At 70.4% G+C, this 15,136-nt stretch carries 14 protein-coding genes; 12 read left to right on the forward strand and 2 right to left on the reverse strand.

Annotated features, from left to right (window positions below):
- Position 1 precedes the first annotated feature (1 nt).
- The 5 genes from panD (at position 2) to Van01_RS03010 (ending at position 4,915) form a co-directional block, all read left to right on the forward strand.
- On the forward strand, positions 2-421 hold the full coding sequence (panD, locus tag Van01_RS02990; RefSeq protein WP_203999296.1) for an aspartate 1-decarboxylase: 420 nt from the start codon (positions 2-4) through the stop codon (positions 419-421).
- 170 nt (positions 422-591) lie between these two features.
- On the forward strand, positions 592-1,488 hold the full coding sequence (locus tag Van01_RS02995; RefSeq protein WP_203999299.1) for a septum formation family protein: 897 nt from the start codon (positions 592-594) through the stop codon (positions 1,486-1,488).
- Between the two features lie 61 nt (positions 1,489-1,549).
- Complete coding sequence (locus Van01_RS03000; protein WP_203999302.1) at positions 1,550-3,244, forward strand: L-aspartate oxidase; 1,695 nt, start codon at positions 1,550-1,552, stop codon at positions 3,242-3,244.
- Entirely contained in the window at positions 3,241-4,137 is an 897-nt protein-coding gene (gene nadC / locus Van01_RS03005; RefSeq protein WP_203999305.1) for a carboxylating nicotinate-nucleotide diphosphorylase, read from the forward strand. Before Van01_RS03000 ends, nadC begins: the two co-directional genes overlap by 4 nt.
- 19 nt (positions 4,138-4,156) lie before the next feature.
- On the forward strand, positions 4,157-4,915 hold the full coding sequence (locus Van01_RS03010; protein ID WP_093409827.1) for a type III pantothenate kinase: 759 nt from the start codon (positions 4,157-4,159) through the stop codon (positions 4,913-4,915).
- A 191-nt stretch (positions 4,916-5,106) separates the two neighbouring features.
- Here the strand turns inward: Van01_RS03010 and Van01_RS03015 are convergent, their stop codons facing one another.
- Positions 5,107-5,847 carry a class I SAM-dependent methyltransferase gene (locus Van01_RS03015; RefSeq protein ID WP_203999308.1) on the reverse strand — a complete coding sequence of 247 codons (741 nt, stop codon included), beginning with the start codon at positions 5,845-5,847 and terminating at the stop codon, positions 5,107-5,109.
- 90 nt (positions 5,848-5,937) lie between these two features.
- On the opposite strand from Van01_RS03015, the gene lysS reads away from it, so the two are divergent.
- From lysS to Van01_RS03035, 4 genes are all read left to right on the forward strand, one after another.
- A complete protein-coding gene (lysS, locus tag Van01_RS03020; RefSeq protein WP_203999311.1) occupies positions 5,938-7,446 on the forward strand; it encodes a lysine--tRNA ligase in 1,509 nt (502 codons plus the stop codon).
- Positions 7,447-7,560: 114 nt separating this feature from the next.
- Complete coding sequence (locus Van01_RS03025) at positions 7,561-7,911, forward strand: histone-like nucleoid-structuring protein Lsr2 (protein WP_308442350.1); 351 nt, start codon at positions 7,561-7,563, stop codon at positions 7,909-7,911.
- A 442-nt stretch (positions 7,912-8,353) separates the two neighbouring features.
- Positions 8,354-10,888 carry an ATP-dependent Clp protease ATP-binding subunit gene (locus Van01_RS03030; protein WP_204000520.1) on the forward strand — a complete coding sequence of 845 codons (2,535 nt, stop codon included), beginning with the start codon at positions 8,354-8,356 and terminating at the stop codon, positions 10,886-10,888.
- A gap of 472 nt (positions 10,889-11,360) precedes the next feature.
- Entirely contained in the window at positions 11,361-12,014 is a 654-nt protein-coding gene (locus Van01_RS03035) for a C39 family peptidase (protein WP_204000523.1), read from the forward strand.
- Positions 12,015-12,112: 98 nt separating this feature from the next.
- Here Van01_RS03035 and Van01_RS03040 read toward each other — a convergent pair whose 3' ends face one another.
- Positions 12,113-13,015: an iron-sulfur binding domain-containing protein gene (locus Van01_RS03040; RefSeq protein WP_203999314.1), complete on the reverse strand. Its 903-nt coding sequence runs from the start codon at positions 13,013-13,015 to the stop codon at positions 12,113-12,115.
- A 93-nt stretch (positions 13,016-13,108) separates the two neighbouring features.
- Here Van01_RS03040 and Van01_RS03045 point away from each other — a divergent pair, with 93 nt between their 5' ends.
- From Van01_RS03045 to Van01_RS03055, 3 genes are all read left to right on the forward strand, one after another.
- Positions 13,109-13,621 (forward strand): glycine cleavage system transcriptional repressor, encoded by a 513-nt coding sequence (locus Van01_RS03045; RefSeq protein ID WP_203999317.1) that lies wholly within the window; start codon positions 13,109-13,111, stop codon positions 13,619-13,621.
- Entirely contained in the window at positions 13,618-14,211 is a 594-nt protein-coding gene (locus Van01_RS03050) for a peptide deformylase (RefSeq protein ID WP_203999331.1), read from the forward strand. Before Van01_RS03045 ends, Van01_RS03050 begins: the two co-directional genes overlap by 4 nt.
- A gap of 137 nt (positions 14,212-14,348) precedes the next feature.
- A complete protein-coding gene (locus tag Van01_RS03055) occupies positions 14,349-15,077 on the forward strand; it encodes a hypothetical protein (protein ID WP_203999334.1) in 729 nt (242 codons plus the stop codon).
- Positions 15,078-15,136: the final 59 nt, after the last annotated feature.

Below are 15,136 nucleotides of genomic sequence, written 5' to 3' on the forward strand. Positions count from 1 at the left end.
GATGTTCCGCACGATGCTCAAGTCCAAGATCCACCGGGCCACGGTGACCCAGGCGGACCTGCACTACGTCGGCTCGGTGACCGTCGACGAGGATCTGCTCGACGCCGCCGACCTGCTCCCCGGCGAGCAGGTGGCGATCGTCGACATCACGAACGGCGCCCGGCTGGAGACGTACGTGATCCCGGGCCGGCGGGGCAGCGGCGTGATCGGTATCAACGGTGCCGCCGCCCGCCTGGTGCAGCCCGGCGACCTGATCATCCTCATCTCGTACGGGCAGATGGACGATGCCGAGGCGCGGGTGTACCGCCCCCGGGTGGTGCATGTGGACGCGGACAACAAGGTCGTCGACCTCGGTGCCGATCCATCGATTGCCGCTCCCGGCACCGCCGGCACCCCGGTGCCCAACCCGCTGTCGGTGTAGCGGGGAGCCACCCCGGGTCTCCCGCGCCACGTTTCTCTCGACAGCCGGTGGGGTCCTTCCCACCGGCCGCGACGATCGCGCCGTGATTCCGGTCTGTCACCGGAAGGTCATTTCTGGTTACCCTGGGAGGCGCCGTCGGGGGACGGCCGCTGACTGGGGGAGGCGGCGCCATGCAGCGTGCGACGAGGACCCTGGTCACCACGTTCATCGTGGCGGCGCTGCTGTCCGGCTGTGGGTCGACCGGAGGGCTGGACGGCGACCTGGTTGACGACTGGGCCGCGTTGCCGCCGCCGGGGCCCTTCACGCCGGCCGCCGGGGTCTGTCACGAGGCCGACTTCGCCGAGGTGGTGCCGCTCGGGGCGTACGCGCCGGTGGACTGCGCCGCGCCGCACCGGGTGGAGACGGTGCACGTCGGTGCCTTCCCCGCCGCACGCGCCGAACCGCCGTCCACCGGCTCGGCGGAACTGCGTACCGCCTTTTCCGACTGCGACAACCGGGCCAACGGCTACGTCGGTGACAACTGGCGGGCCGGGCGGCTCCGGTTGGCTGTCGCGGTGCCGTCCGAGCCGGGCTGGGTCGCCGGCTCACGCTGGTACCGCTGCGACCTGATGGAGGTCAGCACGGTAGAGGCGGGTGCCCGGGTCGTGCTGCGTACCGGGTCGCTCCGCGACGCGTTGCGGACTGCGTCGCCGCTGCGACTGAGCTGTCAGCAGACGCGTACCGACGGGGACGGTGTGGTGCAGACCCTGGTTCCGGTGGCGTGCACCGAGCGCCACGACGCCGAGTTCGCCGGGGTCTGGGCCGCCCCGGACCGCCCGTACCCGACGCGCAGCGCCCAGTGGGCACCCTTCTACGCCGGGTGCCGCTCGGTCCTCGCCCGCTTCGCCGGCCTGCCGGACGACGACGACCTCGTCTTCCGTACCGACGTGGTGGTGCGTCCGCCCAGTGCCGGCCGGTGGCGGGTGGGCGACCGGGGAATCCGCTGCTATCTGTGGCTCGGCGACCGTCGGGTGACCGGGACGCTCAAGGGCGCCGGCCCGGGCGAACTACCGGTCCGGACGAAGTAGCCGGAACCACTCGTCCCGCCCCCGCCGCCCGAGGCGAAAGGCATTCGGGTTGACTGTGGGCATGGACGTACCGACCGTCGGCCTGCCCGTGCTGCCGAGCCGGCTGGCCGCTCCGGCACCGGGCTGGGTGGAGACCACCGACGTGATCGTGGTCGGCTCCGGGGTGGCCGGGCTGACCGCCGCGTTGCATCTGCGTGAGGCTGGCCTGCACGTCACAGTGGTCACCAAGGTCGATATGGACGAGGGGTCGACAAGGTGGGCGCAGGGCGGCATAGCCGCGGTGCTCGACCCGGCCGACACCCCGGCCATGCACGCCTCCGACACCGAGATCGCCGGCGTGGGCCTGTGTGACCCGGCCGCGGTCCGCGTCCTTGTCGAGGAGGGGCCGACCCGGCTACGGGAACTGATGCGCCTCGGTGCCGAGTTCGACCGCAACACCGACGGCTCGTTGATGCTCACCCGGGAGGGCGGGCACCGGGCCGACCGCATCGTGCACGCGGGCGGCGACGCCACGGGTGCGGAGGTGCAGCGGGCGCTGCACGAGGCGGTCCGCCGCGACCCGTGGATCAGGCTTGTCGAACACGCGCTGGTGCTGGACCTGCTCCGGGCGCCCGGCGACGGCCCGGGCGGGCTCGGCGCGGCGTGCGGGATCACGCTGCACGTGCTCGGCGAGGGCAGTGAGGACGGTGTCGGTGCCCTGCTGGCCCGCGCGGTGGTGCTGGCCACCGGCGGGATGGGGCAGATCTTCGCGGCCACCACCAACCCGGCGGTCTCCACAGGTGACGGCGTCGCCCTCGCTATGCGGGCCGGCGCGGCGGTCACCGACGTGGAGTTCGTGCAGTTCCATCCGACCGCGCTGATCGTGCCGGAGCACTCCCGGGTTCCCGGCGCCGGCCACGCGCAGCAGCCGCTGGTCTCCGAGGCGTTGCGGGGCGAGGGCGCCCACCTGGTGGACGCCGACGGCAAACGCTTCATGCTCGGCCAGCACGAACTGGCCGAGTTGGCACCCCGGGACGTGGTCGCCAAGGGCATCCACCGGGTGCTGCTGGCCACCGGTGCCGACCATGTCCACCTCGACGCCCGCCATCTCGGTGGTGACTTCCTGGCCCGCCGGTTTCCCACGATCGTCGCGTCGTGCCTGGCCATCGGCGTCGACCCGGGAACCGAGCTGATCCCGGTGGCCCCGGCCGCGCACTACGCCTCCGGTGGAGTACGCACCGACCTGCGCGGTCGGACCTCCATCCCCGGCCTGTACGCCTGCGGCGAGGTCGCCTGCACCGGGGTGCACGGCGCGAACCGGTTGGCCAGCAACTCGCTGCTGGAGGGGCTGGTCTTCTCCCGGCGGATCGCCGACGACATCGCGGCCGGCCTGGCCGAACAGGCCCGCCCGGCGGACACCGGGGCGTGGCGGGGCGAGGGCGGCTGGGTGCTGCCGGCCGCGACGACGCCTGTGTTGCAGCGGGCGATGACCAGAGGTGCCGGCGTGCTCCGCTCGGCCGCGACGCTCACCGCGACCGCCGCCGAACTGGTCGAGCTGGGCGTCGCCCGCGGCACCCCGCGCACCGCCGATTGGGAGGCGACGAACCTGCTCACCGTGGCCGCCACGCTCGTCGCCGCCGCGTACGCCCGCCAGGAGACCCGGGGCTGCCACTGGCGGGAGGACTTTCCGGTGGCCGACGAGCGGTGGCACGGCCACCTGGTCGGTGCCGTCGGCGGATCGGGACGGTTGACCACCAGGTGGGAGGAGACGCGGTGACAAGCGAGACGGAGCGGATGCTGCGCGAGGCTGGGCTGGACCCGGACCAGGTGCGTCGGATCATCGAGAACGCGCTCGTCGAGGACCTCGGCCCGGACGGGCTCGACGTGACAAGCACCGCCACCATCCCGGCCGCCCAGACGGACACCGCAGACGTGGTGGCCCGCGCCGACGGCGTGGTGGCCGGGCTGGCCGTGGCCGCAGCCGTGTTCGAGCTGGCCGCCGAGGCCACCGGGATCGGGCGTACCGTCGAGATCTCGTTCGTGGCCCACGACGGCGAGCAGGTGGCCCGGGGGGATGTGCTGGCCACGGTCACCGGCCCCACCCGGGTGCTGCTCACCGCCGAACGGACCGCCCTCAACCTGCTCTGTCGGATGTCCGGGGTGGCCACCCACACCCGGGCCTGGGCGGACGCACTGGCCGGCAGCAAGGCGATGGTGCTGGACACCCGCAAGACCACCCCGGGGCTGCGGGCCCTGGAGAAGTACGCGGTCCGCGCCGGCGGCGGCACCAACAAGCGGATGGGCCTGCACGACGTCGCGATGGTCAAGGACAACCACAAGTTCGCGGCCGGTGGTGTCGCCGCCGCCTATCGGCGGGTCCGGGAGGCGTTTCCGGAGGTCCCGGTGCAGGTGGAGGTGGACACCCCCGCCGAGGCGGTGGAGGCGGTGGAGGCCGGAGCCGACTTCCTCCTGCTGGACAACATGCCCCCGGCGGTGCTCGCCGAGGTGGTCGCCGCCGTCGGTGACCGGGCCGAGCTGGAGGCGACCGGCGGGCTGACCCTCGCCGACGCGGCGGCGGTGGGCGCCACAGGTGTCGACTTCCTCTCCGTCGGCGCGCTCACCCACTCCTCACCGATCCTGGACATTGCCCTGGACCTGCGCACGGAGTGAACCCGTCTAGGCTGCGTGCGTGCTGCTCTGCATCGACATCGGGAACACCAACACCGTGCTGGCGACCTTCGACGGCGACAAGCTGGTGCACTCCTGGCGGATCAAGACCGATGCCCGCTCGACCGCCGACGAGCTGGGTCTGATGTTCCGGGGCCTGCTCGCCGGGGACGCCGTCGAGATCACCGGCGTGGCCGCCTGCTCGACGGTCCCGGCGGCCCTTCGCTCGCTGCGGACCATGCTGACCCGCTACTACGGGGAACTGCCGAGCGTCATCGTGGAGCCCGGCGTACGGACCGGGGTGCAGTTGGCCATCGACAACCCGAAGGAGGTCGGCGCGGACCGGGTGGTCAACACGCTTGCCGCGTACACCCTCTACGGCGGGCCGTCGATCGTCGTGGACTTCGGCACCACCACGAACTTCGACGTGATCAGTGGTCGGGGCGAGTTCCTCGGTGGCGCGTTCGCTCCGGGTATCGAGATCTCCTTCGACGCGCTCGCCGCCCGCGCTGCCCAGCTACGCAAGGTCGAGGCGACCCGGCCCCGATCGGTGATCGGCAAGAACACCGTCGAGTGCCTCCAGGCGGGCCTCTACTTCGGGTTCGCCGGGCAGGTGGACCGGATCGTCGAGCGGATGGCCGCCGAGATGGGTGAGCTGAAGGCGGTGATCGCGACGGGTGGGCTGGCCTCGCTTGTGCTCAACGAGTGCCGGACGATCACGCATCACGAACCGATGATCACGCTGATCGGGCTGCGCATGGTGTACGAGCGGAACGTCTGACGCTTTCTCGTTCTTCTCGCTGTGGGGTTTTCGTGCCTGGCCTTCTCTGGTGGTTGCGGTGGGGGTTTCCGGGCAGCCCGGAAACCCGTCGGTGGGCCAGCGCCATCCGTCCGTGGGTGGTGGTGGGATCTGGGTGGTGGGGGTTCGTCCGTCTGTCGCGGTCTGGTGGGGTTCTTGGTCCGTGGGCGGCTTCAGGTTTTTTGGGTGCGGGCTACGAGGGTGGTGTAGGGGAGGGTGATGGTGTCCCTGGTGGCCAGGTCGGGGTGGGTTTGCAGGAGGGTGCGGACCTGGTCGTCGACCTCGGCGCGTCGGGCGGGGGCGGCGGTGAGGTAGTGAGAGCGGGTGCGGACCAGGCCGAGCAGTTCGTCGGGGGTCAGCGTGGTGGTGTGGCTGAACTCGGCCCACTGGGGGCGGGTGAAGGAGTCGCCGAAGTCGGTCACGCTCTGGCGTAGGTGCTCGACGGTGTCGCCGATCTGGACGATCCGGCTCAACTCGGCCACCCAGCCGACGCCGTCGTCCCGCAGGTTCCAGATCGGGGCGAAGACCCCACCGGGCCGCAGCACCCGGGCGATCTCAGCGTGTGCCCGCGTCCGGTCGAACCAGTGGTACGCCTGACCGGTGAGGACGGCGTCGGCGTGCCCGTCCGGCAGCGGTACCGCCTCGGCGCTGCCGTCGATGGCGCGCACAGCGGAATCGGCAGACGTCATCTGGGCCCGCATGCCGGGGTCGGGTTCGACGGCCGTCACCCGGTGGCCAAGGGAGAGCAGCCCACGCGCCAGGATGCCGGTCCCGGCACCGAGATCGACAAGTTGCGCGGGGGCGTCGATGCCGTCGAGCGCCCACCGCAGCGCCGCCACCGGATAGCGGGGGCGGTACCTGTCGTAGTCGGCGGCTGCGGACCCGAAGGAGAGGGCCCCCGTGGGGTCGGTCATGGCGAGCAGACTATCCAGTAACGGTCGCGGAGGGGTTTGAGTACGCTCGGGCCTGACCCCGCCCGAATTCTCCCGCTGAGGAAGCGTGCCGTGACCCAACAGAGCCCTGTGCCAGTCGACCCCGCCGACGACCTTCCCGAGCAGATGAAGGTCCGCCGGGAGAAGCGGGACCGGATGCTCGCCGACGGTGTGCAGCCCTATCCGATCGGATACCCCCGTACCAGCACGCTCAGCCAGTTGCGCGAGCGCTACGCCGACCTGCCCACCGACACCGCCACCGGTGACCGGGTCTCGGTCACCGGTCGGGTGATCTTCGTGCGGAACACCGGCAAGCTCTGCTTCGCCACCTTGCGCGAGGGCGACGGCACCGAGTTGCAGGCCATGCTGTCGCTGGACCGGGTCGGCGCGGACCGGCTGGAGGACTGGAAGCGCCTGGTGGACCTCGGCGACCACGTCGGGGTGACCGGAGAGGTGATCACCAGCCGCCGGGGTGAGTTGTCGGTGCTGGCCGATGAGTGGGCGGTCACCGCCAAGGCGTTGCGTCCGCTTCCGGTGGCACACAAGCCACTGAGCGAGGAGGCCCGGGTCCGGCAGCGCTACGTCGACCTGGTCGTCCGTCCGCAGGCGCGGCAGATGGTGCGTACCCGGGCGGCGGCGTTGCGCAGTCTGCGTGATTCGTTGCACGGCGAGGGTTACCTCGAGGTGGAGACCCCGATGTTGCAGTTGCTCCATGGGGGTGCGACCGCCCGGCCTTTCGTGACCCACAGCAATGCACTCGACACCGATCTGTATCTCCGAATCGCTCCGGAACTGTTTTTGAAGCGGGCCGTCGTCGGTGGCGTCGAGCGGGTCTTCGAGATCAACCGCAACTTCCGTAATGAGGGCATCGACTCTTCGCACTCGCCCGAGTTCGCCATGCTGGAGGCGTACGAGGCGTACGGCGACTACAACACGATGGCCGAGTTGACCCGCAATCTCGTCCAGCGGGCGGCGATCGCGGTCTCCGGATCGACTGTGGTCACCCACGCTGACGGTCGGGAGTTCGACCTCGGTGGCGAGTGGCGTTCGGTCACCCTCTTCGGTGTGCTTTCCGAGGCGCTCGGCGAGGAGGTCACGGTGCACACCGAGCACGCTCGCCTGGTCGAGTACGCGGACAAGGTGGGCCTGGCCGTCGACCCCAAGTGGGGGTCGGGCAAGCTCGCCGAGGAACTGTTCGAGGAACTGGTCGTACCCGGTCTGGTAGCACCGACGTTCGTACGTGACTACCCGGAGGAGACAAGTCCGCTGACCCGGTCCCACCGCAGCGAGCCCGGCCTGGCCGAGAAGTGGGACCTGTACGTGCTCGGTTTCGAACTGGGCACCGCGTACTCCGAGCTGGTCGACCCGGTGGTGCAGCGGGAACGGCTGGTGGCCCAGGCGCAACTGGCTGCTCGGGGCGACGACGAGGCGATGCGACTGGACGAGGACTTTCTCCGGGCGATGGAGTACGGAATGCCGCCGGCCGGTGGCATGGGAATGGGAATCGACCGCCTCCTGATGGCGCTGACCGGCCTGGGAATTCGGGAAACCATCCTCTTCCCGTTGGTCCGCCCGGAGTAGTCGTACGGAAACTTTCCGCCTCGTTACCGCATCCTATTGACGCGACAAGCATCAGACGGGTTATTGTGCTTCTGCAGTTGGCAGGATCAACCCTGCTCGAAAGGAATGTGGGACGTGGCCAAGCAGATCATTCACAAGCTGGTCGATGACCTGGACGGCGGGGACGCGGACGAGACCGTCAAGTTCGCGCTCGACGGTGTTCAGTACGAGATCGACCTGTCAGGTTCGAACGCAGAGAAATTGCGCGAGGTATTCGCCCCGTACATCGCCCACGGCACCAAGGTCGGTCGCGGCGGTGTGGTCGTCGGCGGTCGGGCTGCCCGTGGTCGGGGTGGAGCCACCGCCGACCGCGAGCAGAACAAGGCCATCCGGGCCTGGGCGCGCAAGTCGGGTAAGGACATCTCGGACCGGGGCCGGATCCCCCAGGAGATCGTCGACGAGTACCACTCGAAGGCCGGTCACTGAGACCGACCCGCAGTACGGTCAGCCACGACGCCGGCCCGGAGACGCTCCGGGCCGGCGTTGCCGTCGCCGGGGGACTATTCGGGTCGTACCGCGCGTTGTCCACAGCCAGTGGACGCGTTGTCCACAACCTGTGGATGACCCGCCGTGGTGTCGTCCCCGGGCCGGGGCACGCCCGTGCGGTGTTCCCGGAGGTCCCGACCGCCGGGTCGAATTTCGCTCTGCGCGTACACAGACCACGCCCGGAACACCCGTTGAGCGTGGATGGTTGTGCAAAACGACGCGTACCGGGCCTACGACGCAGACACACGAGGTCAGCCGAGTCGGCTCGCGGCGATAGAGTAATGAGGCGCGGACGCCCGTCCCGGGCGCTCGCGTATCCGGCCCCGCCGAGAGTCTTGACCACCAAGATCGAGTGCGCACGGCACGTGAGGAGCACGAGGGCATGTTCGAGCGGTTCACCGACCGAGCGCGACGGGTTGTCGTCCTGGCCCAAGAAGAGGCCCGGATGCTCAACCACAACTACATCGGTACGGAACACATCCTGCTGGGCCTGATCCACGAGGGTGAGGGCGTCGCGGCCAAGGCACTGGAGAGCCTCGGCATCTCCCTGGAGGGCGTCCGCCAGCAGGTGGAGGAGATCATCGGCCAGGGCCAGCAGGCGCCGAGCGGGCACATCCCGTTCACGCCGCGGGCCAAGAAGGTGCTGGAGCTGTCGCTACGTGAGGCGCTGCAGCTCGGCCACAACTACATCGGCACCGAGCACATCCTGCTCGGGCTGATCCGCGAGGGTGAGGGCGTCGCCGCCCAGGTGCTGGTCAAGCTCGGCGCCGACCTGAACCGGGTCCGCCAGCAGGTGATTCAGCTGCTCTCCGGCTACCAGGGCAAGGAGCCGGCCGCGGCCGGCACCGCGCCGGGTGAGGCTGCGCCGTCGACGAGCCTGGTGCTGGACCAGTTCGGCCGGAACCTGACCCAGGCCGCCCGGGAGGGCAAGCTCGACCCGGTGATCGGGCGCGAGAAGGAGATCGAGCGGGTGATGCAGGTGCTCTCCCGCCGGACCAAGAACAACCCGGTCCTGATCGGTGAGCCCGGCGTCGGTAAGACCGCGGTGGTCGAGGGGCTGTCCCAGAAGATCATCAAGGGCGAGGTGCCCGAGACGCTCAAGGACAAGCAGCTCTACACGCTCGACCTGGGCGCGCTGGTGGCCGGTTCCCGGTACCGCGGTGACTTTGAGGAGCGCCTCAAGAAGGTGCTCAAGGAGATCCGCACCCGGGGCGACATCATCCTGTTCATCGACGAGATCCACACCCTCGTCGGCGCTGGTGCCGCCGAGGGCGCGATCGACGCGGCGAGCATCCTCAAGCCGATGCTGGCCCGTGGTGAGCTGCAGACCATCGGCGCGACCACGCTCGACGAGTACCGCAAGCACCTGGAGAAGGACGCCGCGCTGGAGCGGCGCTTCCAGCCCATCCAGGTCGGCGAGCCGTCGCTGGCGCACACCATCGAGATCCTCAAGGGCCTGCGGGACCGGTACGAGGCGCACCACCGCGTCTCGATCACCGACGCGGCGCTGGTGGCTGCCGCGACGCTTGCCGATCGGTACATCTCCGACCGGTTCCTGCCGGACAAGGCCATCGACCTCATCGACGAGGCCGGTGCCCGGATGCGGATCCGCCGGATGACCGCGCCGCCAGACCTGCGCGACTTCGACGAGCGCATCGCGCAGGTGCGCCGCGACAAGGAGTCTGCGATCGACGCGCAGGACTTCGAGCGCGCCGCGCAGCTGCGTGACAAGGAGAAGCAGCTGCTGGGCCAGAAGGCGCAGCGGGAGAAGGAGTGGAAGGCCGGTGACCTGGACGTCGTCAGCGAGGTCGACGACGAGCAGATCGCCGAGGTGCTCGGCAACTGGACGGGCATCCCGGTCTACAAGCTGACCGAGGAGGAGACCTCGCGCCTGCTGCGCATGGAGGACGAGCTGCACAAGCGCGTCATCGGCCAGGAGGACGCGGTCAAGGCGGTCTCGAAGGCGATCCGGCGTACCCGGGCCGGCCTGAAGGACCCCAAGCGCCCGTCGGGCTCGTTCATCTTCGCCGGCCCGTCCGGCGTGGGTAAGACCGAGCTGTCCAAGGCTCTCGCGGAGTTCCTGTTCGGCAGCGAGGACGCCCTGATCCAGCTGGACATGTCCGAGTTCCACGACCGGTACACCGTCTCCCGGCTGGTTGGTGCCCCTCCCGGCTACGTCGGCTACGACGAGGGTGGGCAGCTGACCGAGAAGGTGCGGCGTCGGCCGTTCAGCGTGGTGCTCTTCGACGAGATCGAGAAGGCCCACCCGGACGTGTTCAACACGCTCCTGCAGATCCTGGAGGACGGTCGGCTCACCGACGGTCAGGGCCGGATCGTGGACTTCAAGAACACGGTAATCATCCTGACCACCAACCTGGGCACCCGGGACGTCGCCAAGGCGGTCTCGCTGGGCTTCCAGGCGTCTGAGGACTCCGAGTCCAACTACGACCGGATGAAGCAGAAGGTCAACGACGAGCTCAAGCAGCACTTCCGGCCCGAGTTCCTGAACCGGATCGACGACACCATCGTCTTCCACCAGCTGCGCGAGAGCGAGATCCTCTCGATCGTGGACATCATGATCCAGCGGATCGAGACCCAGCTGCGGAACAAGGACATGGGCCTGGAGCTGACCGACAACGCCAAGAAGTACCTGGCGAAGAAGGGCTTCGACCCGGTGCTCGGGGCGCGTCCGCTGCGTCGCACGATCCAGCGCGACATCGAGGACAACCTCTCCGAGCGGATCCTGTTCAACGAGCTGACCCCGGGTCAGATCGTCGTGGTGGACTGCGACGGCGACCCGAACGACATCGACAAGTCCAAGCTCGTCTTCAAGGGGTCTGACCGGCCGGTGGAGGTGCCGGACGCCGTGCCGGCCGACCTCGGCGGTACGACGGCCCCCGCTGGCGCGGACGAGTAGGTAGTCAGCCGAAGCAACGACGGCCCGGTGGCATTCGCCACCGGGCCGTCGCCGTCTGTCGGTGGATCGGTCCCGGTCGGCCTCTCGGCCCCCTCCGGTCCGCTGCCCGCAGCGAGCCGGCGAACAGGTGTCGGGTTGCGGCGCCGGGCGGGGGTGAAGATTGCGGCGCCGGGCGGGGTGAAACGTCAATGGAGCTGCGTCCGCGTGCCGGCTGCCCACCTGGGCTCGATGTCTGATTCGTAGGTATTTGTCGTGACGGCGGTCACGGTTTGCCTGGGCATGCACCGGCCCCGGGGGCCGTTGTACCGGGAGTAACCGCGACGGCCTCTGCCTCCAGCCCACCCGGAAATGCCGGGCCCGCCGAGGTCGTTGCAGACCCGGGCAGGCGCGTCCGCGCCGCCTCATCCCGACGCGGTATCCGCATCCTCCCTTCTCCTGGTGTCGTGTCGATCCCCCGAGACGGAAGGCAACGATCATGACGAGTTCGATCCGCAAGGCTGCCCTGACCGCCGCTGGTGCCGTCTGCGCCGGTGGAATGATCGCCGGCCCGGTGGGCGCGCTGGCTGCGCCGCCCAGCTCGGACCCGCTGACCGCGGTGACCGAGCGGGGGCACGGTAAGGGCGAGCGACAGCTCAAGGTGCGCTACGAGGCCCAGCCGAACTTCTACTACTGTGGCCCGGCGGCGGTGCGTAACACCCTGAGCATCCTGAACAAGGACGTCTCCCAGGACGACCTGGCCCGCGAGATGGGCACCACCGAGCGAGGCACCGACTCGGCGTACCTGATCACCGAGGCCCTCAACCGCAAGGCCGGCAAGGATGTCTACCGCACGGTGGAGATCCCCGGTCAGGCCGCCGATCGCGGCGAGACCGACAGGCTGCGCGAGGACGTCGTCCGCGCCGTCGACGACGGCCGGGGCGTGGTGGCGAACGTGGTCGGTACCGCCACCGACCTGGACGGGGGCAGCCACACCTTCGAGGGTGGCCACTACATCGCGGTTACCGGTTACCGCGACGGCGGCGACCAGATGAAGATCGCTGACTCGGCCGACGCCGCCCGGGCCGAGTACTGGATCAGCACCGACGCGCTTGCCGACTGGATCGCCAGCCGCGGCTATTCCGCCTGATCCATCAGCCACAGATCGAATGCTGAGGGCCGGTCCCGTTCGGGGCCGGCCCGCAGTCTGCCACCGGTTGTCTGTGGACCGTCGATGATCAGTGGTCCTCAGCCTGCCACCGGTGCCGGTGGGCCATCCCCGATCAGTCGGAACGAGGTGTCGCCGACCGGCTCGACCAGCCCGTCGGTGACCAGGCCGGCAAGTGCCCGGGCGCGCTGCACCTCGTCCGCCCAGACCTGGTCCAGGCGCTGGTACGGCACTGGGCCGGTGGCCTCCCGCAGCACTCCCAGCAGCAGGCCGCGTACCTGGCGGTCGGTGCCCGCGTACCGCTGAGGGCGGCGGGTCGGACCGGCTGGAGCGGGCTGCCCGGAGGCCCGCCAGGCGCAGGTCGACTCGACCGGGCACGCGTCGCAGCGAGGCGACCGGGCGGTGCAGACGACCGCCCCCAATTCCATGATCGCGGCGCTGGCCAGGGCGGCCGCGGCCGGCTCGGCGGGCAGCAACTCCTCGGTGGCGACCAGATCTGCCGGTCTGGTGGTCGGGCCGGCGTCCGGTTCGCCGGCCACCGCCCGACAGACCACCCGGCGGACGTTCGTGTCGACCACCGGGTGACGCTGACCGTACGCGAAGGCGGCCACCGCCCGGGCGGTGTACGTGCCGACGCCGGGCAGCGCGAGCAACTGCTCCAGCCGGTCCGGTACCGCGCCGCCGTGGCGCTCCACGATGGCCGTCGCGCAGTCGTGCAGCCGCACCGCACGACGGGGGTAGCCGAGCCGTCCCCACATCCGGATCGCCTCGGCCGGGCTCGCGCCGGCCAGCGCGGCCGGTGTCGGCCAGCGCTCCAGCCACGCCAGCCAGGCGGGCACCACCCGGGCAACCGGGGTCTGCTGGAGCATGACCTCGCTGACCAGGATCGCCCACGGGCTCACCTCGGGCCTGCGCCACGGCAGATCCCGCGCGTGCTGTTCGTACCACCGGCTCACCCGGCCGGCGAATGTCGCCTCTGTCATCGCGCGCCGATGATGTCACGTGCGCTGATCCCGCCGATCGGACGGTCGGCGGGCCGACGCCGACGGTGGCTGGCGATCGGACAGAATGCCCGGATGAACGAGCTTGCGATCACCGTCATCGGCCGGGACCGGCCCGGCATCGTGGCTGACGTAGCCGAGGTGCTCGCCCGGCTCGGCGCCAACCTCACCGACAGCACCATGACCCGGCTCCGGGGACACTTCGCGATGACCCTGATCTGCGTCGGCCCGACCGCCGCCGAGGTCGAGACCACGCTGGCCCCACTGGCCGCCGACGGTCAGCTGCTGGCGACGGTGAGCGCCGTGACGCCGGACGGTGAGACGTCACCGGCCGGTGAACCGTACGTGATGGCGGTGCACGGTGCCGACCGGATGGGCATCGTGGCCGCGATGACGCGGGTGCTCGCCGATGCCGGCGGCAACGTCACCGACCTGAGCACCCGCCTGGCGGGGGCGCTCTACGTGGTGGTCGCCGAGGTGGAACTGCCCACGGGTACCGCCGACACGCTCGCCGGCCGGCTGACCGAGGCCGCCACCGGTCTCGGTGTCGAGGTCACCCTCCGGCCCGCCGAACCGGATCTGCTGTGAGCGGGGCAACGGACGGACCGAAGCCGGATCCGCAGGCCGAGGCGTACGTGGGCCTCGGTGACTGGGTACCCGAGTCGCTGGGCAGCGGCCGGGTCATCCCGGTGGTCTGCGCCCCGGAGCCGGTGCTCAGCCGGCCGGGCGACGAGGTCGACCCGACCGCCGGTGAGACGGTACGACTCGCCGCCGACCTGGTGGCCACGATGCGGGTGTCGCCCGGCTGTGTCGGACTTGCCGCGCCGCAGGTAGGGGTGAGCGCCCAGATCTTCGCGGTGGACGTCACCGGGCATCCCAAGACGGTCACCGGGCATGGTGTCTTCGTGCTCTGCAACGCGCGGGTGGTCGAGGCGACCCGGTGGAAGGCCGGCCGGGAGGGGTGCATGTCGGTGCCGGACCTGACCGGGGACGTGAAGCGCGCGAGCCGGCTGGTGGTGGAGGGCGCGCTGCCGGGCAGCGGCGAAACCGTACGTCTGGTGACGGACGGCTTCGAGGCACGCGCCCTGCAACACGAGATCGACCACTGCGCCGGGCTGCTGTTCCTGGACCGGGTGGCCGGCGCACACGCGATCTACCAGCGAAAGGTCTACCTCTGAGTCGGAGCGGGCAGTTGCGCTGAGTGATCGTCATCGGAGCGAACCGTCGTGAATGGAGGGTCGGATCCGATGGGTCGGACGAGCCACGGCGCGTCGCTGCCGTCCGCCGCACCCGCCGCCGCTACGGTGGAGACATCATGCGTCTGACGGTCGGCCCCCTGCCTCCCACCGTGTACTGGCGGCGTCGCGCCGTCGTGCTCGGTGCGGTGCTGCTCTTCCTGATTGTCCTGCTCTACTCGTGCAACGGGCCCGACGGGGGCAACGACGCGACAGGGAACGGGCAGCCCGAGCCGGGCGTGACGACCGGCGCGCCGGAGCCGACGAGGTCGGTGCTGACCCCGCAGACCGGTTCACCGCCGTCCGGTGACGCCGGGGCGGACCCGTCCACCCCGGGGGACGAGGGTGACTCCGGTCCGGACACCGAGCCGAGCCTCAGCAACGACCCGCCAGCCGTGGATCCGGTCGCGGACGAGGGCAACTGCGCGGACAGCGAACTCTCGGTGACCGCAGTGGTGCTGCCCGCGCAGGTGGCCTCGGGGGCCACAGTCGACCTGAATCTGAAGGTCCGTAACAGGTCGGACCGCACGTGCAGCCGAGACGTCGGTGCCACCGCCCAGGAGCTCTACCTCAAGGCCGGTGCCGAGGTGGTCTGGTCCTCGGACACCTGCGGCACGGCCGCCGGGTCGGACGTGCAGTCCTTCACCCCCGGCTTCGAACGCTCGTACCAGGTCAACTGGAACGGTAAGGACAGCAGCCGGTGCGCCAACGGGGTGGCCAACGGACCCACCGTGCCGGCCGGCACGTACCAGGTGTTCGCCCGGGTGGGCACCAAGCTGAGCCAGCCCGCGAAGCTGGTCATCAGATAGCCAACGCTCGGCGGCGGTCGGGAATCCTCGGGCCGCCGGCGTCCGCCGCGCTCGGCCGG

This window comes from Micromonospora andamanensis, from assembly GCF_016863495.1.
Lineage (GTDB): Bacteria > Actinomycetota > Actinomycetes > Mycobacteriales > Micromonosporaceae > Micromonospora > Micromonospora andamanensis.

Coding starts and splice junctions, on each gene's coding strand:
- panD (WP_203999296.1), top strand. CDS start 2: ATGTTCCGCACGATGCTCAAGTCCAAGATCCACCGGGCCACGGTGACC.
- Van01_RS02995 (WP_203999299.1), top strand. CDS start 592: ATGCAGCGTGCGACGAGGACCCTGGTCACCACGTTCATCGTGGCGGCG.
- Van01_RS03000 (WP_203999302.1), top strand. CDS start 1,550: ATGGACGTACCGACCGTCGGCCTGCCCGTGCTGCCGAGCCGGCTGGCC.
- Van01_RS03015 (WP_203999308.1), bottom strand. CDS start 5,847: ATGACCGACCCCACGGGGGCCCTCTCCTTCGGGTCCGCAGCCGCCGAC.
- Van01_RS03030 (WP_204000520.1), top strand. CDS start 8,354: ATGTTCGAGCGGTTCACCGACCGAGCGCGACGGGTTGTCGTCCTGGCC.
- Van01_RS03040 (WP_203999314.1), bottom strand. CDS start 13,015: ATGACAGAGGCGACATTCGCCGGCCGGGTGAGCCGGTGGTACGAACAG.
- Van01_RS03045 (WP_203999317.1), top strand. CDS start 13,109: ATGAACGAGCTTGCGATCACCGTCATCGGCCGGGACCGGCCCGGCATC.
- Van01_RS03055 (WP_203999334.1), top strand. CDS start 14,349: ATGCGTCTGACGGTCGGCCCCCTGCCTCCCACCGTGTACTGGCGGCGT.